We start from the raw sequence: 21,983 nt of genomic DNA on the forward strand, positions 1-21,983 counted from the left end.
TGCACGCCCTGAGCTCTGTTGGCGCTTGAAATCGGGATTATGAGTAGCATGAAGAAAATTCGAGTTTTGTGTGTAGATGACTCCGCCTTGGTGCGCAGCCTGATGGTGGAAATTATCAATAGCCATGCGGATATGGAAGTGGTGGCCGTTGCCCCCGATCCGCTGGTGGCGCGAGAGCTGATCAAAGAGCACAATCCGGATGTCTTGACGCTGGATGTCGAGATGCCCCGCATGGACGGTCTGGACTTTCTGGAGCGTCTGATGCGCTTGCGTCCCATGCCCGTGGTGATGGTGTCCTCGCTGACCGAGCGCAATTCGGACGTGACCTTGCGCGCGTTGGAGCTGGGTGCAGTGGACTTTGTGACCAAGCCCAAGCTGGGTCTGCGCGATGGTCTGCTGGATTATTCGGACCTGATTGCCGACAAGATCCGTGCCGCCTCCATTGCCCGTCCGCGCCGTGCTGTCCCGGCAGTGCCAGGCTCGGCCCCGGTGCGTCGCTTGACGCATAATTTTTCAACGACTGAAAAACTCATCATGATTGGCGCCTCCACCGGTGGCACCGAGGCGATTCGTCAGGTGCTGGAGCCCTTGCCCGCCAACTGCCCGGCCATCATGATCACTCAACACATGCCAGCCGGTTTCACGCGCTCGTTCGTAAACCGGCTGGATGGTCTGTGCTCCATGCAGGTGCACGAGGCGGAAGATGGCCAACGCGTGTTGCCCGGTCACGTGTATCTGGCTCCTGGTGGCGTGGCGCACATGAAGCTGGCCCGCTCGGGTGCCAACTATGTGGTCAAACTGGTGGACAGTGAACCTGTCAATCGCCACCGGCCCTCGGTCGATGTGCTGTTTCACTCTGCCGCCGAACTGGCCGGACGCAATGCCGTGGGGGTCATTCTGACTGGTATGGGCAAGGATGGCGCGCAAGGTTTGCTGGCCATGAAACAGGCCGGTGCCATGACGTTTGCCCAGGACGAGGCCACCAGCGTGGTCTTTGGCATGCCGCGTGAAGCCTTGCAAATTGGCGCAACCGACATAGCGTTGCCCTTGGGGCAGATTAGCGAACGAATTCTGGCCAGTGTGGGGGCTTTTGGGCACCGTGTATAAACGGTCCTGAACGCACTGGCATGCTACTCATTTGGAGAATGTAAATGGTACAAAAAAATATAAAAATTCTCGTCGTCGATGACTTTCCCACCATGCGCCGGATTATCAAGAACCTGCTCAAGGATCTGGGATACGAGAATGTAGACGAAGCAGAAGATGGTCAGATGGGCTTGGAAAAATTGCGTAATGGCAATTTTGAGTTTGTAGTCTCTGACTGGAACATGCCGAATCTGGACGGGCTGGAGATGCTCAAGCAGATTCGCGCCGATGCCAGCCTGTCTTCTTTGCCGGTGCTGATGGTGACGGCCGAGGCCAAAAAAGAGAACATTATTGCCGCCGCTCAGGCGGGCGCCAATGGCTACGTCGTCAAGCCCTTTACCGCCGCAACGCTGGAAGAGAAGCTGAACAAGATCTTCGAGAAAATGGCCGGTTAATACGGAGTACGTCATGGATCCACAGCAAACATCGAATCATCCCGACCCCCAGAGCGTACCGGTTGATCTGGTTTACCGCATCGCCAATCTGACCCGTCTGTTGCGGGAAAGCATGCGCGAATTGGGTCTGGATCAGGCCATTAAAGATGCCGCGCACGCGATTCCGGATGCCCGCGATCGTCTGCACTATGTGGCTCGCATGACTGAGCAGGCCGCCAACCGGGTGCTCAATGCAGCCGAGCAAGTGCGTCCTTTGCAAGAGTCCCTGCAGGCAGACGCCCAGGCGCTGGATGCCGAATGGGACCAATGGTTTGAACAGCCCCTGGACCAGGATCAGGCTCGCGAACTGGTCAAGCGCACCCGTGGTTTTTTGCGCGATGTGCCTGTCAAGGCCCAGCAGACGCAGGACAATCTGCTGGAAATCATCATGGCTCAGGATTTTCAGGATCTGACCGGTCAGGTGATCACGCGCATGCTCGGTGTGGTCGGTACGATTGAAACCGAACTGGTTCAGGTGCTGGTCGATAACGTTCCTACAGAAAAACGTGAAGAAACTCATAGCCTTATCAATGGTCCGGTGGTCTCGCCCGTAGCCTCGGAAGTGGTCACCAGCCAGGATCAAGTGGACGATTTGCTGGCCAATCTGGGCTTTTGATTTCTGGTCCTACCTGATCATTGGGTTTGCTTTCTTAAGGCGCTGCGCATTGCAGCGCCTTTTTGCTTGTGAGGAACAGCCTGCTTTTATCAGGCTTTCTCCGCGCTATCAGAGCCACAGCCCTCTTTTAGAATGACCCCGCAGCATGCCGTGCGAGCGCAAAATGTGTGCTGCGCGCGTGATTCATTCTTTCAACTCCTGCGTCTTGGCAGTCCATGGCAGAAGACAGCGATCTCGAAAAAACAGAACCGGCCTCACCCCGGCGCCTGGAAAAGGCGCGGGAGGAAGGGCAGGTAGCGCGTTCCAGAGAGCTGACTACCTTCCTGATGCTGCTGGCCGGGATAGGCGGAATCTGGATTGGGGCCGGCTATCTGTACGAGACCTTTGGCGGTATTGTGCGGCGCAGCGTCTGGTTTGATCCACGTGTCGCGCACGATCCCAGTGCCATGGTGATGCAGGCGGCCAGTCTGGCTGGTGAGGCACTAAAGGGGTTGGCGCCCTTGTTTTTGCTGCTGGTGGTGGTCGCGGTGATGGCCTCGATGGCGCTGGGCGGTATGAGCTTTAGCGGCAAGGCCCTGCAGCCCAAGTTCGAGCGCATGAATCCGGCCAAGGGCATCCAGCGCATGTTTTCCATGCAGACGGTCGTGGAGCTGATCAAAACCCTGGCCAAAGCTGGTCTGGTGGGCTCGGTGGCAATGTATGTCATCTGGACCGAGCGCGAACAGATGACGGCCTTGATGTATGTGCATCCCACGGCGGCTATTGCCACGGGGATGGAGCTGATCATCAAGTGTTGTGCCCTGATCGCTGCCAGTTTGCTGGTGATTGTATTGATTGATGCGCCCTGGCAGTTGTGGAGCTTTTACAAGAAGCTGCGCATGTCGCATCAGGATGTGAAAGAAGAGCATAAGGAAAGCGAAGGTGACCCGCACGTCAAAGGTCGCATTCGGCAGCAGCAACGGTCCATGGCCCGTTCGCGCATGATGTCTCAGGTACCGGGCGCTGATGTGGTGGTGACCAACCCCACGCATTACGCGGTGGCCTTGAAGTATCAGGACGGCAAGGGCGGTGCTCCCCGTGTGGTGGCCAAAGGCACGGGCTTGATTGCCGCCAAGATCCGAGGACTGGCGGCGGAGCATAACGTGGCCACGTTGCAGGCGCCTGCGCTGGCGCGGGCCCTGTACTTTAACGTTGAACTGGAGCGCGAGATTCCCGTGGATTTGTACTCGGCGGTGGCCGAAGTGCTGGCCTGGGTTTATCAGCTTCGTAACTGGAACAAGGGGCAGGGCGAGCGCCCGATCATGCCCACCCGATTGAACGTGCCGACAGGCATGGATGAAGGCCCACTGCGTTCGCGCAAACATGAAAAGCAATGAACAATTTTTTTGCCTTACTCAAACAAAATGGTGGCCAACACGCCCGGCTTTTAGCGGGTCCGGTGCTGATCCTCATGGTGATGGCCATGATGATTTTGCCCTTGCCCCCGTTTTTTCTGGACCTGTTGTTTACCTTTAACATCGCTCTGGCCGTCATGATCTTGCTGGTGGCCATGTTCACCAAAAAGCCATTGGACTTTGCCGCTTTCCCGGCCGTGCTGTTGTTTGCCACCTTGCTGCGCCTGGCCCTGAATGTGGCCTCCACGCGTGTGGTGCTGATGAACGGTCACAAGGGCCCGGATGCGGCTGGCCAGGTCATTGAGGCCTTTGGCCACTTTCTGGTCGGTGGCAGTTTTGCTGTTGGCCTGATCGTGTTCGTGATTTTGGTCATCATCAACTTTGTGGTGATTACCAAGGGCGCCGGGCGTATTGCGGAGGTGGGCGCACGCTTTACCCTGGATGCCTTGCCAGGCAAGCAGATGGCCATTGATGCGGACCTGAATGCCGGTTTGATCGGCGAGGACGATGCACGGCGCCGCCGCGCTGAGGTGTCGCAAGAGGCCGAGTTCTACGGTTCCATGGATGGTGCCAGTAAGTTCGTGCGCGGTGACGCCGTAGCGGGCCTGCTGATTATGGTCATCAACGTGATTGGTGGTCTGGTTATTGGTGTCGTGCAGCATGGTTTGAGCTTTTCGGAGGCCGGCCGCGTCTACACCTTGCTGACCATTGGTGATGGTCTGGTTGCCCAGATTCCTGCTTTGATCATCTCGACGGCTGCCGGTGTGGTGGTCTCGCGCGTGGCGACGGACGAAGACGTGGGCCAGCAGATGGTCAACCAGCTTTTCCGCAACCCTGTGGTGCTATATATCACGGCCGCAATTTTAGGCTTGATGGGTTTGATTCCCGGCATGCCCAATCTGGTGTTCTTGCTGCTGGCTGCGATTTTGGGAGCGGGCGCCTGGCTGATGCAAAAGCATCAGAACGAACAGGTGCAGCAAGCCACTGAACCCAACGACGAAGTCTTGGCAGCGGCTGACTCTGCTGCCAGCGAAGCTAGCTGGAATGATGTGTCCATGGTGGACCCCTTGGGCCTGGAAGTGGGCTATCGCCTGATCTCTTTGGTAGACCATGCGCAAAATGGCGAGCTGCTGCATCGTATCCGCAGCTTGCGTAAAAAGTTTGCGCAGGAAGTGGGCTTTTTGCCGCCTGTGGTTCACATTCGGGACAATCTGGAACTCAAGCCTAACGACTATCGTATTTTGCTGGCTGGGGTGGAAATTGGCCGTGGTACCGCAACGCCAGGCCAGTGGCTGGCCATTGATCCCGGTGGCGTCACCATGAAGCTGCCCGGTACACCGACTACGGATCCGGCTTTCGGTTTGCCGGCAGTATGGGTGGATGTCAGTATGCGCGAGCAGGCACAGATCGCGGGCTATACCGTGGTCGATGCCAGCACGGTCATTGCCACGCACATCAACCACTTGCTGCATCGCCACGGGGCCGATTTGCTGGGTCGTCAGGAAGTGCAGCAACTGCTCGATCATGTGGGCCGCGAAGCGCCCAAGCTGGTCGAGGATTTTGTGCCGCAAACCCTGTCTCTTAGCCTGTTGCTCAAGGTCTTGCGGGGCCTGCTGGCTGAGGACGTTCCTATTCGTGATATGCGCAGCATTGTGGAAACCTTGGCCGAGCATGCGCCGCGTATTCTGGCTCCTGGCGCGGTTCAGCCTGGTCAGGAGGCCGGTGAGCTGCTGGCTGTCTTGCGCGTGGCGCTGGGCCGCGCCATTGTGCAGCAGTGGTTCCCTGGCGAAGGCGAGTTGCGTGTGATCGGTCTGGATGCTCGTCTGGAGCGGGTCATGACGCAGGCGCTGACCAGCAGCGGTGCGCTCGAACCCGGACTGGCCGAGTCGGTATTGACCGATGCCATGCGGGCGACACAGTTCCAGGAAGAGCATGGTGATCCGCCTGTGCTGGTTGTGCCCCCCATTTTGCGGGCCACCTTGTCCCGTTTCCTGCGACACCACATTCCCCAGCTGGGTGTCTTGTCTAACGCTGAAATTCCTGAAGAACGCATCCTTCGGGTCACCACCATTATTGGTCAGTCTGAATGAATATAAGTCGCTTTTTTGGTAGTACCAGTCGTGAAGCCATGCGTCAGGTACGCATTGCCTTGGGCCCCGATGCCCTGATTGTGTCCAACCGTCGTGTCAATGGCGGGGTGGAGATTCTGGCGACGGATTCCAGCTCCGTGCCCGGCGCCGCCACTGAACGTGCGCCCATGCCAGGCAGCGTGCCTCATCAGGCTGCCGGCATTCGTCAGCAGGAAGTGGCTCCGCCCCCAGCGGCTGACAATGTCATGGGCGCGATTGGGGCATTGCGTGGCGCATTGGAAGGACGCATGGATGATTTGGTCTGGAGCCACCAGATGCGTCGCACGCCTGTGGCGGTGAATCTGTTTCAGAGTCTGTTGTCGCAAGGTTTCAGTACCGCCTTGTTGCGTGCCATGCTCAAGCGTTTGCCTGAGGAGCTGGGCGCGCGTGCGGCCTTGCAATGGGTACGTACAGAGCTGGAAACCCATTTGCCGGTGCTGCGTTCTGAGGACTCCTTGTGGCAGCCTGGCTTGGCCTTGGCCTTGGTGGGGCCCACGGGAGTGGGCAAGACCACCACGCTGGCCAAATTGGCGGCTCGAGCCGTGCGTCGTTTCGGTCCCGATAAAGTGGTTTTGCTAACTACCGATACGTATCGGATCGGTGCGCACGAGCAATTGAAAATTTATGGCGATTTGATGCGGGTCGCCGTGCATATTGTCCAGGATGTGGCGCAACTGCGCAGTGTGATGCTGGGCGTGCGCCCCGATCAGGTGATCCTGATCGACAATATGGGCATCAGCCAGCGTGACCGCTATGTGCGTGAGCAGGCCGCTTTGCTGGCCGGTGCCGGACGCCGGGTGCAGCGTTTGCTGGTGCTCAATGCGGCCAGCCAAGGCGATACCCTGGATGAGGTGGCACGTAGCTATACGCACGATGGTGGCACTGCACTCAGTGGCTGCATCATCTCCAAGGTGGACGAGGCCATCAAGCTGGGCGGCCCTCTGGATACCGCCATCCGCTTCAAATTGCCCATTCATTACGTATCCAATGGCCAGAAAGTGCCCGAGGATCTACGCTTTATGAGCGCTGCCGAACTGGTCGACTCGGCCTTGCAGGTACGCGAGGGTCAGCGCCCCCTGTACGCGCCCAGTTCTGGCGATCTGGCGGCCTTGCTGGAAAGCGGCGGACACTCCGCACAGGAACTGCAAGCCGAACAAGAGCGCCGGGCGCGGGTTTTGCCGCGCCTGTTATCGGCAGCCTCTGCCGGTGGCCCTATTTCCCTGGAGCAGGCCCGTCGCGCTGCGGCGGATCTGGACGAACGCTTGGCCTGCGCCGAAGCCTATGATTTTTGGCGTGATTTGCATGCGCCCAATGCCTCCGTTCAGGATGGGGCGGCGGCGCAACGGGCGCAAGGCTTGATGCGTGCCGCGTGTCAGGAAGTCAGCGAAGGCAATATGTCCCGTCTGCTTGTGATCCACGCAGATCATCAACCGGCGGGTGCTCAGGAACAATGCTCTTTTAGCTTTCTGTTCAGCCCCAAAGGGCAGGCCCTCAGTATTCCGTACTATCAGCGACAAACTCCGTCGCAGTGGTCGGATGTGCGTGGTGTGCGCAGCATGGAGCGGCCCAGCCCCACTCAGGCACTGAATCAGGCCATGCAGGTTCTGAACGCTCAGGCCCAGCCTGTGAATTTGCTGCATATTTTCGAAGGTGGTTCGCCCACGATGTGGCGTCAATGGGCCGATATGCAAGCCGATTGGCTGGCTCTGATTCCAGGCGCGACTTCCTTGTGGCACAAAGACGGCAAGACCACGCCTAATGCCTTGAGCAAACAGTTGGCTTTTCACGCCATTCCTGATTTGGCAGCGCGCCTGCATCTGGAAACGCTGGGACGTGCCAAGCTGGGTGAAATTGCCTTGTGGTATGCCGTGGAGCCGGTGCAATTGCGGCACCGCAATGCCGAGCCTGTTCATCTGGATTTGATCGTTTTGCGTACCGTTGCTCGTCACGATGGCAAAGTGTTGAAAACCCGCTTTGCTTTGATGCATCATTGCGTCGGCTCCGAGGTCATTGCCCCGGCTAGTCTGGCCTGCTACATGATGCTGCGTAGCGAGGTACAGGAAATGGCACGTTTGTTTAATGCGGTGCGTGGCTTGTTGCCTGCCAGCAATTCCGAGTTTGAAGAAGAGCTCCATTTGCTGGCTGCTGCTCAATTAACGCTGGCTTCCTGGGATTTGTTGCAGGCGCCGGATAATCGGGGAGTGCGGCAACTCAGTGCGCGTTTGCTGGGCAAGCCGAACCTGAAGTCCGGGCAGTCAGTCGATGCGCTGGTAAAGATGCTGGTGCTGAAAGAAGCGATGAGCTAAATCCAGCGAGATTGAAAAAGCCTGTCACACGGCAGGTTTTTTTATTTCAAGCGCTGCAAATTGCTGCTTAGTCCCTGGAAGAGGGCGTCTTTGATATGTTCAGGGAAATGCGCTGGCAATCGTGCCGCGACATTTTGAATGGCTGGCTCCACAAGCTGGTGAAGGTCTTCGATCAAGGATTCAGTGGCTTGCTGTCCTATATAGGTTTTTCCTACGGCAAGCCAATGCCGGAGAAGCATTTCCTGCATCTTGTAGCGAGTGTTGCTGGTGCGTAGTGCCATCGCCATTTTGACGCGCTGAATAGGGCATTGATTTTGTTTTGTGCCTACCCAAGGCCAGGCCGAGAGCACATCGTAAAGTGGTGCCAGACGGAAGTAGCCGCCAGGTTCTATGGCCAGGCTGAAGTTCTTGGCATGGCCATCTGGGGCGGCCAGCAAGTAGAACACCAACAAGGTTTTGAAGAAAGCCTGTCGGTCAGCCAGAGCATTGGACGAGCCGGATAAGACCTGCATGATGGCATGGATGCCAGGGCCACCGTCGGACTCGTATTTGGCATGGGAAGGCAAACCACTTGCCTGTAACAGGTCTTCATGGGGCAGGCGTATCAAGTGACCATGACGGCTCCAGGCACGGTCAAAGCGCTCCACGATGAGAACCTTTTGATCTTCAAACTGGCCAATTTGGGTTTGGGCGACATTCAAGCCCAGTTCTTTGAGCAGCTCCATGCAGAGCCATTCGTTTTCCACCGAGTGGCTCAGATCAAAGCGGACATTGCCCGCCAATCCTAAGGGTAGTTTGAAGATGTGTGAGCTGGGTGTCGATCCCTGCGGAATGTGCCATTGCCCGTGATGCCATAACAGCGCCGTTTTTTCCTGGGCACCTGCCAGTGAAAAACGAAAGTCTTCGGGGGCCAGATCCTGGCGGGCGGTAATTGTGCCGCGTAAATGCTCGGCAACGTCGTTTTCAGTGAGAGGGCGGGCCGTGAGGGTGTGAATATCTGGCGCTGGAGAGTTCTCAGGCAGAAGTTGCACGGCACCAGCAGCATCCCGACCTATTGCTTCGAGCAAGGCAAACGTTTCCAGCGAACGGGTCTTGAAGCGGGAGGCGATGCGTTGGCGAATCCCGGGATTGTCGGGCAGTAGATTGTCAAAGTAATTGTCTACGACCTTGCCACGAAGTGCTTCATTGTTGAATGTAAAGGGTAGGGATAGAGACAGCGGCCGGCCTTGAGGATGGGCGATCCAGTCTGGTGCGTAGCGAAGTTGTGATGGGCCGCGGGTAGGCTTATGCCACTTTCCAACGAAGAGACCGTTCATCCACAGGTCCAGAACAGGCATCACCACTCCATAGATTCAGGTTTGTCAGGTTCGTGAGCGTCAATAATGGAGATCTTGGCTTCCAGGACGGCCAGAACCGAAAACAGGTTTTTAAGCGATAAGCCCGACGCGTCATTTTCCATGCGCGAAATGGCTTGCTGCGTCGTGTTCAGCTTGTCTGCCAGCTCTATCTGACTCCAGCCTTTACGCTTGCGCAGCGAGCGGATGAGCTTGGGCATTTGCTCCGGGCTGTGCAGTGCAATGGCGTCTAGTCTTGTTGGCATCGCCTAGCTCCTTTGAATTCTAAATACAATAAATTTGATGTATTTTAAACATACATCGTTTTTGGTGTATTCAAAGAATACATCATATTTAATGTAATGGAGTTCAGGCATGCGGACATTCAGGCGTTCAGCCCTTGTACCTTAGCGTGGCTTGCAGCGTTCTCCGTATTCAGGCAGGACAAAAAAAGCGCCAACTATTTAGTTGGCGCTTTCAGTCTCTGGCATGACCCTGCTTGAGTCTGTTGGGGCTTAAGCCTTCAAGCTCAAGGAAGACTGCGTGTTCTGTGTTTTCCCGGATGCGTCGTAAAACGTGTTGCGGCCTGTAAAGGCTTCCAGCGCGTCCAGGTTCTGTTGGGTATCGACCAAAAAGGTGTCAACCAGAATGCGGTTATTGTCGCTGGCGTTGCGCACTTTCTCGCTGAGCTCGATCAGTTGTTCCAGCTCGTCTTCCAGTTCGTCTTCTTCCGCGGCGTAGCGCAGACCTTGAAGGTTGTTCTCCAGTTCGCGCTCTTGCAGGAGTTGAGCACGGCTCTGGTCCAGTTGTTCGATGCGTTCAAATAACTGGTACTTGCGCAGGGTAATCTGGGCCAGCTCTTCGGGCACGAAGCTGCGCAGCAGCAGGGTGTGTTCTTCTACCAATAGCTGCTCAAAATCCAACAGGCTCTGGTGTTGATCGGCAAGACAGGTTTGCAAAGACATGGCCGTTTCGGGAGGGTTACTTGAGAAGATCGCGCACGGAGGCAATCAGGGAGTCGGCAATCCGACTGGTATCAATCTTGAGCTCGCCTGCTGCAATGGCCTCGCGCAAGGCCTGGACTTTTTGCATGTCTACATCGGCGCTGCTGTCTTGCAGCGAATTGAGCTGGCGGGCGGCGGCGCTGAAGTCCACTTCGTTGGTGCTGCCGCTGTTGTACGCTTGGTGCGCACGATTCGAACCCGTACTGCGTTCTGCGGTAGTGGTTTCAGCAAGCGGTGTCTTGAGGGAGGAGGGGCTGATCTTCACGTGTTTCTCCGTGCGGCCTGTTCTTTGCGTTGATCTTGTAACGGCGCTCTGGAGGCAAACTTTAGCATGCTCATCGGATTTAGTTTAGAGAACGACCTGAACCGTGGACGCATCCAGTACCGTGGCTGAAATCACTTGCCCTGAACTGGCCTTGATCTGAATCTGGGTGCCCGGTGCGCCACTTTGCAAGGCCTGGCCCTCGCCGGTGGCGACAAAGCCCGCGCCACGTGCAACGGTTCGCACTGTCTGGCCGCGCATAATCGACTGCGGATCGCGCAGCGCCGAGGCGCGTATCGCACTGCCTAAAGGAATACGCTGGCTGGCGACATAACCGATGATCTGTTCGGGGTTGATGACCACGCCGTTGGCCAGGGCCAGCAAATCTCCCTCGCGTTCAAGCAGGTCGTCCTGATGGATCGTCTCGCCCGGATTGATGCGGCGGTTGGGGACGTAATAGTGTCCTTGAATAGAAAGGGTGGCACCTATGGAGGTGCTCCAGCTTTGTGGGCTCAGGCAGCGCACACCGATGCTCATACGCGATCGCAGACGCTGGCCGCTGGGCAGAAAAAACTGGTTTTGAGTGCAGGCGGGCATGGCGTGCAGGCGCGATGCATCCAGCGTGATGGTGGCGATGCCAGGATACATCTGCGCTTGCTGGAGCAGGTAGTCCTGCGCCTGATCCTGCATAGCTTGCACACTGAGAGCCTGAACGTCCTCTTGAGCGCGCACGCTTGCTGTCGCACCCAAGGTAAACAGACACAGGCAGGTCAGGAGTCTATATAAGGTCATGACTGAATTTTACGGACTCGGCAGCCAGGTCAAGAGCTGAATTGGCCGATAAATTGCGTTTTGTTCCCGGGTTTGTGAAGCAGTACCTCTGGCTACCATGCTGTTATGACGGTGAAAAGGCGTGCGCGCGTTCACTGGATCTCAAACTTGAACACAGAATATTGGCTTGACTCCATGATTGATCGCATCGGTGAGCACCTGAAGTTTTACCAAACGGCACTGGCTTTGCGCCAGGAGCGCCAGGAGGTGTTGGCCTCCAATATTGCCAATGCCGACACGCCCAACTACAAGGCCAGAGATATGGACTTTACGGCCGCCATGAAGGCGGCTTTAGGGGGGCAAGGGCAGATGGCCTTGCCCAATACCAGCTTGGCCCTGACGTCCGCCCGCCATATTCCCGCCCAGGCAAGCCGTCCGCCCAGTACGGACGAGTTGCTCTATCGCGTTCCTGTACAACCTTCTTTAGACGGCAATACGGTCGAGATGGACGTGGAGCGCATGCAATTTGCCGATAACACCTTGCACTATCAAAGCACGATCAACCTGGCGTCCCAGCGATTGAAAGGCTTGATGGCGGCCTTGCAACAGTAATAGCGAGTCTTCATGTCCAGTTTCAGTATTTTCCAGATAGCCGGCTCTGCGCTGACGGCTCAGTCCCAACGCATGAACGTGTCGGCCAGTAATCTGGCGAACGCCGATAGTGTGGTTGGGCCCGATGGCCAGCCTTACAAAGCTCGCCAGGTGGTGTTTCAAATGACACCCCAGGGCAATAGTCCCGTGGGTGGTGTGCAGGTGGTGGGCGTGCAAGAGAGCACCGCACCTGGCCGTCTGCAATATGACCCTGGCAACCCGTACGCGGACGAGCAAGGTTACGTGACTCTGCCCAACGTGGATGTGGTGGCCGAGACCGTCAATATGCTGGCCGCCTCGCGCTCCTATCAGGCCAATGTGGAAGTGGTGAACACGTCCAAGAATCTGATGTTGCGTACCTTGACCATTGGTCAGTAAGCCGGTTTACGGAAAAAGAGAGCATGAGCACAGTCAATAACGATCGTACTTCCCTGGACCCCACCGCAGGAGCGATGGCCGGGGTGGATGCCCGTAACAAAAGCGCCATGGCCGAGACGGAAGACCGTTTTCTGACCATGCTGATTACGCAGTTGCGTAATCAGGACCCACTCAACCCTATGGATAACGCCCAGGTCACGACTCAGATGGCGCAGATGTCCACGGTGGCGGGGATTCAGCAACTGAACAACACCTTGCTGGCGGTGGCCGGGCAAATGGACGTCAGCCAGTCCATGCAGGCCGCTAATCTGATCGGCAAGCAAGTGCTGGTGCCGGGCGCGAAAGTGTCTCTGGGGACCAGCCAGGAAGGCGAAAAAGTGGCTATGCCCTACGGAATTGATCTGGTCAGCGGGACGACGTCGACCGTGGTGCAGATCCAGGACAGCAGCGGCAAAGTGGTACGTGAATATGATCTGGGCGCCAAAGAGGCGGGTGTGTACTCAATGGAGTGGGATGGCCTGGATAACGAGGGTTCACCGCTGGCCGACGGTTCGTACACCGTCAGTGTCTTGGCCAGCAATGACGGCACGGCCGTCACCGCCAGCCCATTGACGCATGGCAAGGTCGATAGCGTGGCTTACACCTCCAGCGGTTTGATGCTGGATCTTGGCCTGGCCGGTTCGTTCTCCCTGCTGGATATACGCAAAATCATGTAAGTGCCGCCAGCCCGTCAGTGGGCTGGGCCAACACGACATTAAAAGGAAAGTTCATGAGCTTCGGACAAGGATTGAGTGGCTTGAACGCCGCCTCCCAAAACCTGGATTCTATCGGTAATAACATTGCCAACTCGGGCACCGTGGGCTACAAGGCCTCGACGGTTCAGTTTGCGGATGTGTATGCCAACTCCCGTATCGGTCTGGGTGTGCAGGTATCGCGTGTCAGCCAACGTTTTTCGGTCGGCAACATCAGTAACTCGGGCAATATGTTCGATATGGCCATTGACGGGGCAAATGGCTTGTTCCGTCTGGAGCAAAGCAACGGCGCCGTGCTGTTCTCGCGTAATGGCCAGTTCTTTCCAGACAAGGCCGGCTATCTGGTCAATGCCCAAGGTCATTACCTGACCGGTTATGGTGCAGGCAGCACTCAGTTGCAACGTCTGCAAGTGCCGTCGGCCAACGTGCCTCCCAAGGCCACGACGGCTCTGGATTTCAAGCCCAACTTGCCTGCGGATGCTGCAGCGATTCCTACAGAAGATGCCAGTGGTAATCCCATTAACGCATTCGATCCCAAAGACGACACGACTTACAGCAACTCGTTTAGCTATTCCGTCTACGACTCGCTGGGTAACAGCCACGAAATTTCCCAATACTTTGTCAAGCGCCCCGCCAATGCGGCCGGTGAGAGTGTGTGGGACGTGTACTACATGAAAGGCAGCACACCGTTGTCGCCTGCCAGCGCGACCCTGACCTTTAACGGTTCAGGCGTGATGACCAGCCCCAATCCGGCTACCGTCAACGTCACCCTGGCCAATCCCGGTGGCAATGCCTCGCCTGCGGATGATCTGGTGTTTGATATGCGTTACACCGGCACCACCCAGTTCGGTGGCGAGTTTGCCAAGGGCAAACCTTACCAGGATGGCTACGCCACGGGTGAGTACGCTGGCATGAACATCGACAAGGACGGCACCATGGTCGCGTCCTATACCAACGGTGTGACGCAGCGTCTGGGCTCGCTGGTGTTGGCTGACTTCAGCAACCTGCAAGGTCTGAGCCCAGTGGGCGGTAATGCCTGGGCCGAGACCGGCGCATCGGGTCAGCCTATCTTGGGTCGTCCTGGCGAGAACGGTCTGGCGTCGATCAAAGGTCAGGCGGTGGAAGATTCCAACGTGGATATGGGACAGGAACTGGTCAATATGATTATTGCCCAGCGTACTTACCAGGCCAATGCCCAGACCATCAAGACACAGGATCAGGTTCTGCAAACCCTGGTCAACCTGCGTTAAGCCTTGTCATGGATCGCCTGATTTATACCGCCATGAATGGCGCCCAGCGCACGCTGGAACAACAAGACGTCATTACCAATAATCTGGCCAACGTGAACACGTCCGGTTTCCGCCAGCAACTGGCGTACTACCGTTCTGTTCCCGTTACCAGCGACGTGGGTTCGCAAACCCGCGTCGGCACGGCCACGGTGACGCCGGGCAGCCGCTTTCAGCCTGGTGCCATGGCCGAGACCGGCAATGCGCTGGATGTGGCCATTGCGGGCGAGGGCTGGTTTGCCGTTCGTGCGCTGGATGGCCAGGAAGCCTACACGCGGGCGGGCGATCTGGTGGTCAACGCCCAGAACCAGTTGGTGACACAAGGTGGTTTGCCCGTGCTAAGCGCCGATGGGCAGGCCATTGAAATTCCGGATCGCGGTTCGATCACCTTCTCCAGCGACGGTCAATTGACTGCCTTGGGTGCCGGTGACAACCCGCGCGATATCCAGGTGATGGGCCAGTTAAAGATGGTCAATCCCCCGTCAGCCGATTTGCTGCGTGGCCAGGATGGCTTGTTTCGCATGAACAATGGCGCGCCGGCCCCGGCTGATCCGTCGGTGCGCATGGTGTCGGGCTTCATCGAAAAAAGCAATGTGAACCCGGCGGAGGCGATGGTCGCGATGATTGCCAATGCGCGTCGTTTTGAGACCCAGATGAAGGTCATCCAGGACGCCAGCGCCCGCGAAGATCGGGCCAATTCTCTACTTTCATTTAATGGCTAAGCCGCGCCGATAGCGCAGGCATTGGCTTTAAGGATTACACACACATGATTCGCTCTCTGTGGATTGCCAAGACCGGTCTGGAAGCCCAGCAGACCAATATGGACGTTATCTCCAATAACTTGGCCAACGTAAATACCACCGGTTTCAAACGGACCCGTGCGGTGTTTGAAGACTTGATGTATCAAACCCTTCGTCAACCCGGCGCTCAAGTTGGCGCGGCCAATCAGTTGCCTACGGGCTTGCAGATCGGTACCGGTGTGCGCACGGTGGCGACCGAGCGTATCCATAGCCAAGGTGACATGAAGCATACGGGTCACAATATGGATATTGCCATTCAGGGCAGCGGTTTTCTGCAAGTGGAAATGCCGGACGGCACCTTCGCCTACACGCGCGATGGTAGTTTGCAGCGCGACCAGAATGGTCAACTGGTTACCGCCGGCGGCTATCCTATTCAGCCTCCTATCAATATTCCCGATAACGCACTGGAACTGACGATTGCCCGTGATGGCACGGTATCGGTCACTCAGCCTGGTGCCGCAGGTGCCAGTGTGGAAGTGGGCCAGTTGCAACTGAGCACCTTCGTGAATCCGGCTGGCTTGCAAAGCATGGGCGAGAACCTGTACATCGAAACCGATGCCTCGGGTGCTGCCAACTTCCTGCAGCCCGGTATGGATGGCGCAGGTCTGGTCATGCACAAGTACAACGAAACCTCCAACGTCAACGTGGCCGAGGAACTGGTCAATATGATCAGTGCCCAGCGCGCCTACGAAATCAATAGCAAGGCCGTGTCCACCGCTGACCAGATGTTGGCTCGACTGACGCAGCTGTAAACCTGAAGAGATCGTGACAATGTTCCAAGCTCTGTTGAGCCGTCTTGCACTGGGTGCGCTTGTTGTCCTGTCCGGTTGCGCGCTGGTGCCCCCTGAAGATGTGGTCACTGGCCCCTTGACCGCGGCCCCGCCACCGGCCGTTCCGGCGGCCGTGGTGGCCAATGGCTCTATCTACCAACCCTCGGCGTATGGCAACTACCCGCTGTTTGAAGACAGACGGCCACGCAATGTGGGCGACATTGTCACCATCATGATTCAGGAGCGTACCAACGCTGCCAAGAATGTCTCGACCAACACGGATCGGACGGGGAGCGGTGGTCTTGACTTTACGGGTGTCCCGGCTTTCCTGCCCAATGAAATAGGCAGCAAACAGAACTTTGAGGTCAGCGGCTCGAACAAGGCGCAGGGCAAGGGTTCCAGTCGTGCCGATAATACCTTTACTGGCACCTTGACGACCACGGTAGTGGGCGTTTTGCCCAATGGCAACCTGCAGGTTGCGGGTGAAAAGCAGATCGCCATTAACCGTGGCAGCGAATACATCCGTTTTTCCGGCGTGGTGGACCCGCGCTCCATTTCCGGCAGCAGTACCGTGCCCTCCACTCAGGTGGCCGATGCCCGTATCGAGTTTCGTAGCAAAGGGGTCATGGATGAAGTCCAGACCATGGGCTGGCTACAGCGTTTTTTCCTGAATATTTCCCCGTTCTGAGCCTTTTGCTTGATATGGCGTTTTCCATGAGTCGTACTCGTTTTTTTTCTTATCGCCATGTGCTGCAAGCAGCCATGCTGGCGGCGGGCCTGTTGTTGGCTCCGGCCAGCCAGGCCGAGCGTATCAAGGATCTGGCCTCTATTCAGGGCGTGCGTGATAATCCGCTGATCGGTTATGGCCTGGTCGTGGGTCTGGATGGCAGTGGCGACCAGGTGCGCCAGGCCCCCTTCACCCAGCAAAGCTTGACCAATATGCTGTCCCAGTTGGGAGTAACGATTCCCCAGGGCAGCAATATGCAGCTCAAGAACGTCGCAGCCGTCATGGTGACGGCCCGTTTACCTGCTTTTGCCCGCCCTGGGCAGTCTGTGGATGTGGTGGTGTCTTCCATGGGTAACGCCAAGAGTTTGCGCGGTGGCACCTTGTTGATGACGCCTCTCAAAGGCGCGAACGGACAGGTCTACGCCATTGCCCAAGGCAATTTGCTGGTCGGCGGAGCGGGGGCTGAAGCCGGTGGTTCCAGCGTGCAGGTCAATCAGCTCAATGGCGGCACGATTCCCGGTGGCGCAACGGTCGAGCAAAGCGTGCCCACGACCTACGCACGAGATGGCGTGATCAATCTGGAAATGAATTCGTCGGATTTTGGTACAGCCCAGAACGTGGTGGCGGCCTTGAACAAGCAGTTTGGCCCGTCCACGGCGACCGCCCTGGATGGCCGTCTGATTCAGGTGCGTGGTCCTTTGGATCCGCAAGCTCAAACTGCCTTTATTTCGCATGTGGAAAACCTGCAAGTGAACCTGCCACCGGCACGGGCTCGCGTGGTGATCAATGCTCGTACCGGCTCAGTGGTCATGAACCGTACCGTCACGATTGATGAAGCCGCCATTGCCTACGGCAATCTGTCTGTGGTCATTAGCCGACAACCGCAAGTTAGCCAGCCGGATACACCATTTGGCGGCGGTCAGACCGTTGTGGCCGATAGCACCCAGATTGAAATGCGCAGTGACAGCGGCTCTTTGCAACGCGTCAAGACCAGCGCCAATTTGGCCGATGTCGTCCGCGCCTTGAATGCTTTGGGTGCAACCCCTCAAGACTTGTTGTCCATTTTGCAGAACCTGAAAAGCGCTGGCGCTTTGCGGGCCGATCTGGAGATCATCTAATGACGGTGCAGTATTTCCCGCGTCCTGGTACAGGAACGCAGGTTTCGATTTTTGACCCGCAACAACTGGCCCAGTTGCGTCAGCGGGCCGGACAAGACGGCCAGAATCAGGCGACCCAACTGCAAGTGGCCCGCCAGTTCGAGTCCCTGTTTATTCAGAATATTTTGAAGCAGGCGCGGGCCGCCAACCTCCCGGGCGGCATGTTTGACACGCAGTCCGTGCGTATGGCGCAAAGCCTGGGGGACGAGCAACTGGCCATGCAATTGGCTGACCCAGGCATTGGCTTGGCCAAAGCCTTGCAAGCGCAGATGAGCGGGCAGTTCAGTGAGCCCTTTGGTGCTGCGTCCTATGATCCAGAAGCCGCTCAGTCACGTCGTGCGGATCTTCGCTCGCGCATGCCCAATGACCGCTCCATTGACGCAGCTTCCATTGCCGAACTGATCGACAAGCTCAGCAATAACAGCACAGTGCAGCGCGTGTATTCCTCGATTCAGGGCGCACCCAACCATATTCGCCAGTTTGTAGACCGCATGAATACGGCCGCCAAAGTGGCCGCCGAAGACAGCGGTGTTCCGGCCAAGTTGATCCTGAGCCAGGCCGCCCTGGAGTCGGGGTGGGGCAAGCGTGAAATCATGCACCCCGATGGCACCACCAGCCACAATCTGTTTGGTATCAAGGCGACCCCTTCCTGGAAGGGCAAAACGGTCGAGGTCATGACCACGGAATATCAGAACGGCGTGGCGCGCAAAATGACGCAGACTTTCCGTGCCTATGACTCCTATGCCGAGTCTTTTGCGGATTATGCCCGCCTGATTGGTAATAACAAACGTTATGAAAGTGTAAAACAAGCCGCTTCGCCTCAAGAAGCCGCTCAGCGTATTCAGGATGCGGGCTACGCCACCGACCCTTCCTACGCCAAAAAACTGATCTCCATCATGGCCTACTTTGATGGTGGCAAGTCTTAATTATTGATACAGGTCTAAATATTGCACCAAGGTGGTCGTTAAAAAGCAGCATGTTCATTTTTCGCCTTGGACACTACGGGCCGGGCAGGACAGAAAGGATTTGATATGAATCTCGCCAACCTTGGTATTTCCGGCTTGTTTGCCGCTCAAAAGCGCATGCAGGTGACGGGCCACAATATTAATAATATCGATACCCCTGGTTATAACCGCCAATCGGTTCTGGTCGAGACGGCGGGGTCGGTGGGAAGCGGCAGTGGCTACTATGGCCGTGGCGTGCAGGTGGTCACCGTGCAGCGCTCCCATGACAATTTCCTGTATCAGCAGTTGATGCGCTCGCAAACGGCTGGCGCGGCCCTGGTCAGCTATGGAACCGAAATCTCCCAACTGGACAATCTGTTCTCGGACCGCACGGTTGGTATCAGCCCGGCTTTGCAAAACTTCTTCAATGGCCTGGAAGCCGTCGCCTCGCAGCCAGCAGATTCTTCTGCTCGTCAGGAGTTGCTGGGCCGTGCCGAAAGCCTGGCCACGCAGGTTCGTGACGCGACGGCCTACATGAATCGCGTTAACGAGAACATCAATACGCAGGTGGGCACCACGGTTACCCAGATCAACAGCTATCTGGAACGTATTGATAACGTCAATAAACAGATCGTGGCGGCCAAAGGCACCACGCCCGGTCACGAACCCAATGACTTGCTTGATCAGCGTGAACAACTGGTGGCCGAGCTGGGCCAACTGGTGGACGTGAGTACGGTTGAGCAGGACGGACGGTTGAGCGTGACCACGGCAGGCGGTCAGATGCTGCTGGGCGGTGATCGTGTTTACCCCTTGCACGCCGTGCGTTCGGCTGAAAATCCCGAGCGTATGGTGGTCGGCTTTACGTCTGCCTTGAACGTGGACGGCAAGATGGTGGTGTCCGAGTTCCGCGAAGGTGCCATTAAAGGTGGCACCTTGGGTGGCTTGCTGCAGTTCCGTCAGGAAAGCCTGGAACCTGCCATCAATGCCCTGGGGCGTTTGGCCGTGGGGCTGGCCCACACCGTAAATGACATTCACCGCCAAGGCGTGGATTTGAAAGGGGAGGCGGGCAAAGATGTGTTCAGCGTCAGTGGCCCCAAAGTCATTGCCAATGGGAATAACCCGGTCAGCAGCGGTGTGCCTGGTGTGTCTTTTTACAAAGACCTGGTTGATCCGGCTGATCCCAGCAAGGGTTACACCCAGCCCGTCGACAAGCTAACGGGTGATAACTACCGCATCGAGCGCGTGGAGGGTGGTTTTCAGTTGCGCAACTTGAGCAGCAACGATGTGACCGCCCTGAATGGTCCGGATACGAACGGCGGGATTACACGGGTAGATGGTCTGGAAATTGATGTGTCCAGCTTAAAGAACCAGTCTCAGGATGGGGATTCCTGGTTGGTGCAGCCCACCGTCAATGCAGGCAGCAGCCTGCAGGTAGAGATCAAGCGTCCGCAAGATATTGCGGCCGCTGATAAAGACACCGGTTCGGCCAACGGCGCGATCGCTCAACAACTGGCCGATCTGCGCAATACCAAGGTGCTGGCTGACGGTTCGTTGAGCCTGAACGATTCTTTTGGTCAGATCGTGAACCGTATTGCGGTGCAAACACAGCAAAACGGCACGGCGGCCAAGGCGCAATTAAAGTTGATCGAGCAAAACTACGCCGCTCAGCAATCCTTGTCCGGCGTGAACAAGGACGAGGAATACATCATGCTCCAACGTTTTCAGGAGCAATATCAGGCGGCTGCCCGCCTGATTGATACCAGTTCGAAGATGTTTGACACCCTTTTAGGCCTGCGTAGTTGAGTACGGCTCTTTGGTCTTGAAATTGGAAACTTGCTATGCGTATTAGTTCTTCTCTTTTCTTTCAGACGGGCCTGACCTCGATCAACAAGCAGCAGTCCGATCTGATGCGGGTTTTTCAGCAGATGGGCTCGCAAAAGCGGATGATCACCCCGTCGGATGATCCACTGGCTTCGGCGCAGACGATCAATCTGGCGCAATCCCAGGCCATGGACAAGCGTTACGGTGAAAACCGCGAGGTGGCCATGCGTTCGTTGGGGGAAGAGGAAAACCTGCTCAACGCCGTCAACCTGCAGTTGCAAGGTATTCAGACCCGTCTGGTGGAAGCGTCTACCGGCACCATGTCCGATGCTGATCGCAGCACCTTGGCCACGGTGATGGAAAGTGCTCTGGATACCTTGTTTGGCTTTGCCAACACCAAGGATGGTTCAGGACAGTACTTGTTCTCCGGCTCGAAAGGCACGACGCAAGCGTTCGAGCGCTCGGGTAGCACCTTTACCTATACCGGCGATACCAATGGTCGCGATATTCAGGTTGAGCAAACCCGTCAGATGGACTCGGCCGACCACGGTCGTACCATTTTCGAGCGCGCCAATCCAGGTTCCACGGCCTACTTCACGCAGGCCAATGCCAATACTGGTTCGGCTGTGGTCAGTGCGCCCAATGGCAACTCTTCCTTAACGGGGGCAGAGGCCAACTACACCATCCGCTTTACGTCGGAGACCGAGTACGACATTGAAGTAAATGGTGCGGTGGTCAGCCAGGGTGTACTGGATGAGAACGAGCGTCAGCGCATCAACCTGCCCGGTGGCGTCAGTGTTCAGATTGAAGGCAAGCCTGCTGTGGGCGACAGCTTTGAGGTCAGCTCGGTAGATAGCACCAGCTCAGCTGACATGAACATGTTCAACACCTTGCAGTCGGTGGTTGAGGCTTTGCGTAAACCTGTCAGCGGTGATCCGGTTGCTCAGGCCGAGTTCCGCAATACGATGAACTCAGCCATGCAGCGCCTGGGTGAGAACTTCGATAACGTACAAACCGTGATCTCCTCGGTCGGTACGCGTATGAACGAAATTGATGCTTTGAGCGCCAACGGCGCGGCCCGCGCCTTGAACTACACCAATGAGCTTTCACGCCTGGAAGATCTGAATGTTTTTCAGGCTTCCACGGATCTGGAGTTGCGCAAGGCGGCGTTGGAAATGTCAGCCATGGCGTTTCAGACGATTCAGAGCATGAGTTTGTTCAATATGAATCGCTAAGTCTGCGTTCTTTTTTGGGTGGTTTTTCCTTAACCGGCAGTCAAGCACCACATGCGGGAATCTTCT

The 21,983-nt window shown here is 56.8% G+C and carries 22 protein-coding genes; 17 read left to right on the forward strand and 5 right to left on the reverse strand.

The features are described 5' to 3' along the window. Positions 1–48 precede the first annotated feature (48 nt). From AC6I6N_RS00315 to flhF, 6 genes are all read left to right on the forward strand, one after another. Complete coding sequence (locus AC6I6N_RS00315; RefSeq protein WP_094196097.1) at positions 49–1,107, forward strand: protein-glutamate methylesterase/protein-glutamine glutaminase; 1,059 nt, start codon at positions 49–51, stop codon at positions 1,105–1,107. Between the two features lie 44 nt (positions 1,108–1,151). Then, on the forward strand, positions 1,152–1,541 hold the full coding sequence (gene cheY, locus AC6I6N_RS00320) for a chemotaxis response regulator CheY (protein WP_094196098.1): 390 nt from the start codon (positions 1,152–1,154) through the stop codon (positions 1,539–1,541). A 13-nt stretch (positions 1,542–1,554) separates the two neighbouring features. After that, positions 1,555–2,196 (forward strand): protein phosphatase CheZ, encoded by a 642-nt coding sequence (cheZ, locus tag AC6I6N_RS00325; protein ID WP_108727136.1) that lies wholly within the window; start codon positions 1,555–1,557, stop codon positions 2,194–2,196. 215 nt (positions 2,197–2,411) lie between these two features. Continuing rightward, positions 2,412–3,572 carry a flagellar biosynthesis protein FlhB gene (flhB, locus tag AC6I6N_RS00330; RefSeq protein ID WP_230018712.1) on the forward strand — a complete coding sequence of 387 codons (1,161 nt, stop codon included), beginning with the start codon at positions 2,412–2,414 and terminating at the stop codon, positions 3,570–3,572. After that, the gene (gene flhA / locus AC6I6N_RS00335) at positions 3,569–5,680 is read left to right on the forward strand and encodes a flagellar biosynthesis protein FlhA (protein ID WP_094196101.1); all 2,112 of its coding nucleotides are present in this window, start codon (positions 3,569–3,571) and stop codon (positions 5,678–5,680) included. The genes flhB and flhA overlap by 4 nt, the downstream gene beginning before the upstream one ends. Continuing rightward, positions 5,677–8,025 (forward strand): flagellar biosynthesis GTPase FlhF, encoded by a 2,349-nt coding sequence (flhF, locus tag AC6I6N_RS00340; RefSeq protein WP_094196102.1) that lies wholly within the window; start codon positions 5,677–5,679, stop codon positions 8,023–8,025. The genes flhA and flhF overlap by 4 nt, the downstream gene beginning before the upstream one ends. Before the next feature lie 41 nt (positions 8,026–8,066). Here the strand turns inward: flhF and AC6I6N_RS00345 are convergent, their stop codons facing one another. The 5 genes from AC6I6N_RS00345 to flgA all read right to left on the reverse strand — a co-directional run bounded on the left by AC6I6N_RS00345 (position 8,067) and on the right by flgA (position 11,417). Then, the gene (locus AC6I6N_RS00345; RefSeq protein ID WP_497942545.1) at positions 8,067–9,341 is read right to left on the reverse strand and encodes a type II toxin-antitoxin system HipA family toxin; all 1,275 of its coding nucleotides are present in this window, start codon (positions 9,339–9,341) and stop codon (positions 8,067–8,069) included. 20 nt (positions 9,342–9,361) lie between these two features. Then, positions 9,362–9,625: a helix-turn-helix domain-containing protein gene (locus AC6I6N_RS00350; protein ID WP_052363008.1), complete on the reverse strand. Its 264-nt coding sequence runs from the start codon at positions 9,623–9,625 to the stop codon at positions 9,362–9,364. Between the two features lie 249 nt (positions 9,626–9,874). Beyond that, positions 9,875–10,324 carry a flagellar export chaperone FlgN gene (gene flgN / locus AC6I6N_RS00355; protein WP_094196103.1) on the reverse strand — a complete coding sequence of 150 codons (450 nt, stop codon included), beginning with the start codon at positions 10,322–10,324 and terminating at the stop codon, positions 9,875–9,877. 16 nt (positions 10,325–10,340) lie between these two features. Continuing rightward, a complete protein-coding gene (gene flgM, locus AC6I6N_RS00360; RefSeq protein WP_094196104.1) occupies positions 10,341–10,628 on the reverse strand; it encodes a flagellar biosynthesis anti-sigma factor FlgM in 288 nt (95 codons plus the stop codon). Positions 10,629–10,712: 84 nt separating this feature from the next. Beyond that, positions 10,713–11,417: a flagellar basal body P-ring formation chaperone FlgA gene (gene flgA / locus AC6I6N_RS00365; protein WP_094196105.1), complete on the reverse strand. Its 705-nt coding sequence runs from the start codon at positions 11,415–11,417 to the stop codon at positions 10,713–10,715. Between the two features lie 174 nt (positions 11,418–11,591). Between flgA and flgB the strand changes: the two genes are divergently transcribed. The 11 genes from flgB (at position 11,592) to flgL (ending at position 21,917) form a co-directional block, all read left to right on the forward strand. Then, positions 11,592–12,008 (forward strand): flagellar basal body rod protein FlgB, encoded by a 417-nt coding sequence (gene flgB / locus AC6I6N_RS00370; protein ID WP_094196106.1) that lies wholly within the window; start codon positions 11,592–11,594, stop codon positions 12,006–12,008. Between the two features lie 12 nt (positions 12,009–12,020). Then, positions 12,021–12,425, forward strand: coding sequence for a flagellar basal body rod protein FlgC (gene flgC / locus AC6I6N_RS00375; protein WP_094196107.1), 405 nt, complete (start codon positions 12,021–12,023; stop codon positions 12,423–12,425). Between the two features lie 23 nt (positions 12,426–12,448). Beyond that, positions 12,449–13,141, forward strand: coding sequence for a flagellar hook capping FlgD N-terminal domain-containing protein (locus AC6I6N_RS00380; RefSeq protein ID WP_094196108.1), 693 nt, complete (start codon positions 12,449–12,451; stop codon positions 13,139–13,141). 53 nt (positions 13,142–13,194) lie between these two features. Further along, complete coding sequence (flgE, locus tag AC6I6N_RS00385; RefSeq protein ID WP_094196109.1) at positions 13,195–14,427, forward strand: flagellar hook protein FlgE; 1,233 nt, start codon at positions 13,195–13,197, stop codon at positions 14,425–14,427. 8 nt (positions 14,428–14,435) lie between these two features. Next, positions 14,436–15,185, forward strand: a complete 750-nt coding sequence (flgF, locus tag AC6I6N_RS00390; RefSeq protein WP_108727141.1) for a flagellar basal-body rod protein FlgF — start codon at positions 14,436–14,438, stop codon at positions 15,183–15,185. A 44-nt stretch (positions 15,186–15,229) separates the two neighbouring features. Then, positions 15,230–16,015, forward strand: a complete 786-nt coding sequence (gene flgG / locus AC6I6N_RS00395; protein ID WP_094196111.1) for a flagellar basal-body rod protein FlgG — start codon at positions 15,230–15,232, stop codon at positions 16,013–16,015. A 19-nt stretch (positions 16,016–16,034) separates the two neighbouring features. Then, complete coding sequence (locus AC6I6N_RS00400; RefSeq protein ID WP_108727142.1) at positions 16,035–16,721, forward strand: flagellar basal body L-ring protein FlgH; 687 nt, start codon at positions 16,035–16,037, stop codon at positions 16,719–16,721. Between the two features lie 26 nt (positions 16,722–16,747). Beyond that, positions 16,748–17,878, forward strand: coding sequence for a flagellar basal body P-ring protein FlgI (locus tag AC6I6N_RS00405; RefSeq protein WP_108727143.1), 1,131 nt, complete (start codon positions 16,748–16,750; stop codon positions 17,876–17,878). Further along, on the forward strand, positions 17,878–18,843 hold the full coding sequence (gene flgJ / locus AC6I6N_RS00410; protein ID WP_108727144.1) for a flagellar assembly peptidoglycan hydrolase FlgJ: 966 nt from the start codon (positions 17,878–17,880) through the stop codon (positions 18,841–18,843). Before AC6I6N_RS00405 ends, flgJ begins: the two co-directional genes overlap by 1 nt. A 105-nt stretch (positions 18,844–18,948) precedes the next feature. Beyond that, entirely contained in the window at positions 18,949–20,664 is a 1,716-nt protein-coding gene (gene flgK, locus AC6I6N_RS00415) for a flagellar hook-associated protein FlgK (protein WP_108727145.1), read from the forward strand. 35 nt (positions 20,665–20,699) lie between these two features. Beyond that, positions 20,700–21,917 carry a flagellar hook-associated protein FlgL gene (gene flgL / locus AC6I6N_RS00420; RefSeq protein WP_094196116.1) on the forward strand — a complete coding sequence of 406 codons (1,218 nt, stop codon included), beginning with the start codon at positions 20,700–20,702 and terminating at the stop codon, positions 21,915–21,917. Positions 21,918–21,983: the final 66 nt, after the last annotated feature.

This window comes from Alcaligenes sp. LTN-3, assembly GCF_059735605.1.

Excerpts from the sequence above, each read along its gene's own strand:
- flgN (WP_094196103.1), bottom strand. The coding sequence starts at position 10,324 with ATGTCTTTGCAAACCTGTCTTGCCGATCAACACCAGAGCCTGTTGGAT.
- AC6I6N_RS00315 (WP_094196097.1), top strand. The coding sequence starts at position 49 with ATGAAGAAAATTCGAGTTTTGTGTGTAGATGACTCCGCCTTGGTGCGC.
- flgF (WP_108727141.1), top strand. The coding sequence starts at position 14,436 with ATGGATCGCCTGATTTATACCGCCATGAATGGCGCCCAGCGCACGCTG.
- cheY (WP_094196098.1), top strand. The coding sequence starts at position 1,152 with ATGGTACAAAAAAATATAAAAATTCTCGTCGTCGATGACTTTCCCACC.
- flgA (WP_094196105.1), bottom strand. The coding sequence starts at position 11,417 with ATGACCTTATATAGACTCCTGACCTGCCTGTGTCTGTTTACCTTGGGT.
- flgK (WP_108727145.1), top strand. The coding sequence starts at position 18,949 with ATGAATCTCGCCAACCTTGGTATTTCCGGCTTGTTTGCCGCTCAAAAG.
- flhA (WP_094196101.1), top strand. The coding sequence starts at position 3,569 with ATGAACAATTTTTTTGCCTTACTCAAACAAAATGGTGGCCAACACGCC.
- AC6I6N_RS00405 (WP_108727143.1), top strand. The coding sequence starts at position 16,748 with ATGAGTCGTACTCGTTTTTTTTCTTATCGCCATGTGCTGCAAGCAGCC.
- AC6I6N_RS00380 (WP_094196108.1), top strand. The coding sequence starts at position 12,449 with ATGAGCACAGTCAATAACGATCGTACTTCCCTGGACCCCACCGCAGGA.
- cheZ (WP_108727136.1), top strand. The coding sequence starts at position 1,555 with ATGGATCCACAGCAAACATCGAATCATCCCGACCCCCAGAGCGTACCG.
- flgC (WP_094196107.1), top strand. The coding sequence starts at position 12,021 with ATGTCCAGTTTCAGTATTTTCCAGATAGCCGGCTCTGCGCTGACGGCT.
- AC6I6N_RS00350 (WP_052363008.1), bottom strand. The coding sequence starts at position 9,625 with ATGCCAACAAGACTAGACGCCATTGCACTGCACAGCCCGGAGCAAATG.
- AC6I6N_RS00400 (WP_108727142.1), top strand. The coding sequence starts at position 16,035 with ATGTTCCAAGCTCTGTTGAGCCGTCTTGCACTGGGTGCGCTTGTTGTC.
- AC6I6N_RS00345 (WP_497942545.1), bottom strand. The coding sequence starts at position 9,341 with ATGAACGGTCTCTTCGTTGGAAAGTGGCATAAGCCTACCCGCGGCCCA.
- flgE (WP_094196109.1), top strand. The coding sequence starts at position 13,195 with ATGAGCTTCGGACAAGGATTGAGTGGCTTGAACGCCGCCTCCCAAAAC.
- flgB (WP_094196106.1), top strand. The coding sequence starts at position 11,592 with ATGATTGATCGCATCGGTGAGCACCTGAAGTTTTACCAAACGGCACTG.
- flgJ (WP_108727144.1), top strand. The coding sequence starts at position 17,878 with ATGACGGTGCAGTATTTCCCGCGTCCTGGTACAGGAACGCAGGTTTCG.
- flhB (WP_230018712.1), top strand. The coding sequence starts at position 2,412 with ATGGCAGAAGACAGCGATCTCGAAAAAACAGAACCGGCCTCACCCCGG.
- flgL (WP_094196116.1), top strand. The coding sequence starts at position 20,700 with ATGCGTATTAGTTCTTCTCTTTTCTTTCAGACGGGCCTGACCTCGATC.
- flgG (WP_094196111.1), top strand. The coding sequence starts at position 15,230 with ATGATTCGCTCTCTGTGGATTGCCAAGACCGGTCTGGAAGCCCAGCAG.
- flhF (WP_094196102.1), top strand. The coding sequence starts at position 5,677 with ATGAATATAAGTCGCTTTTTTGGTAGTACCAGTCGTGAAGCCATGCGT.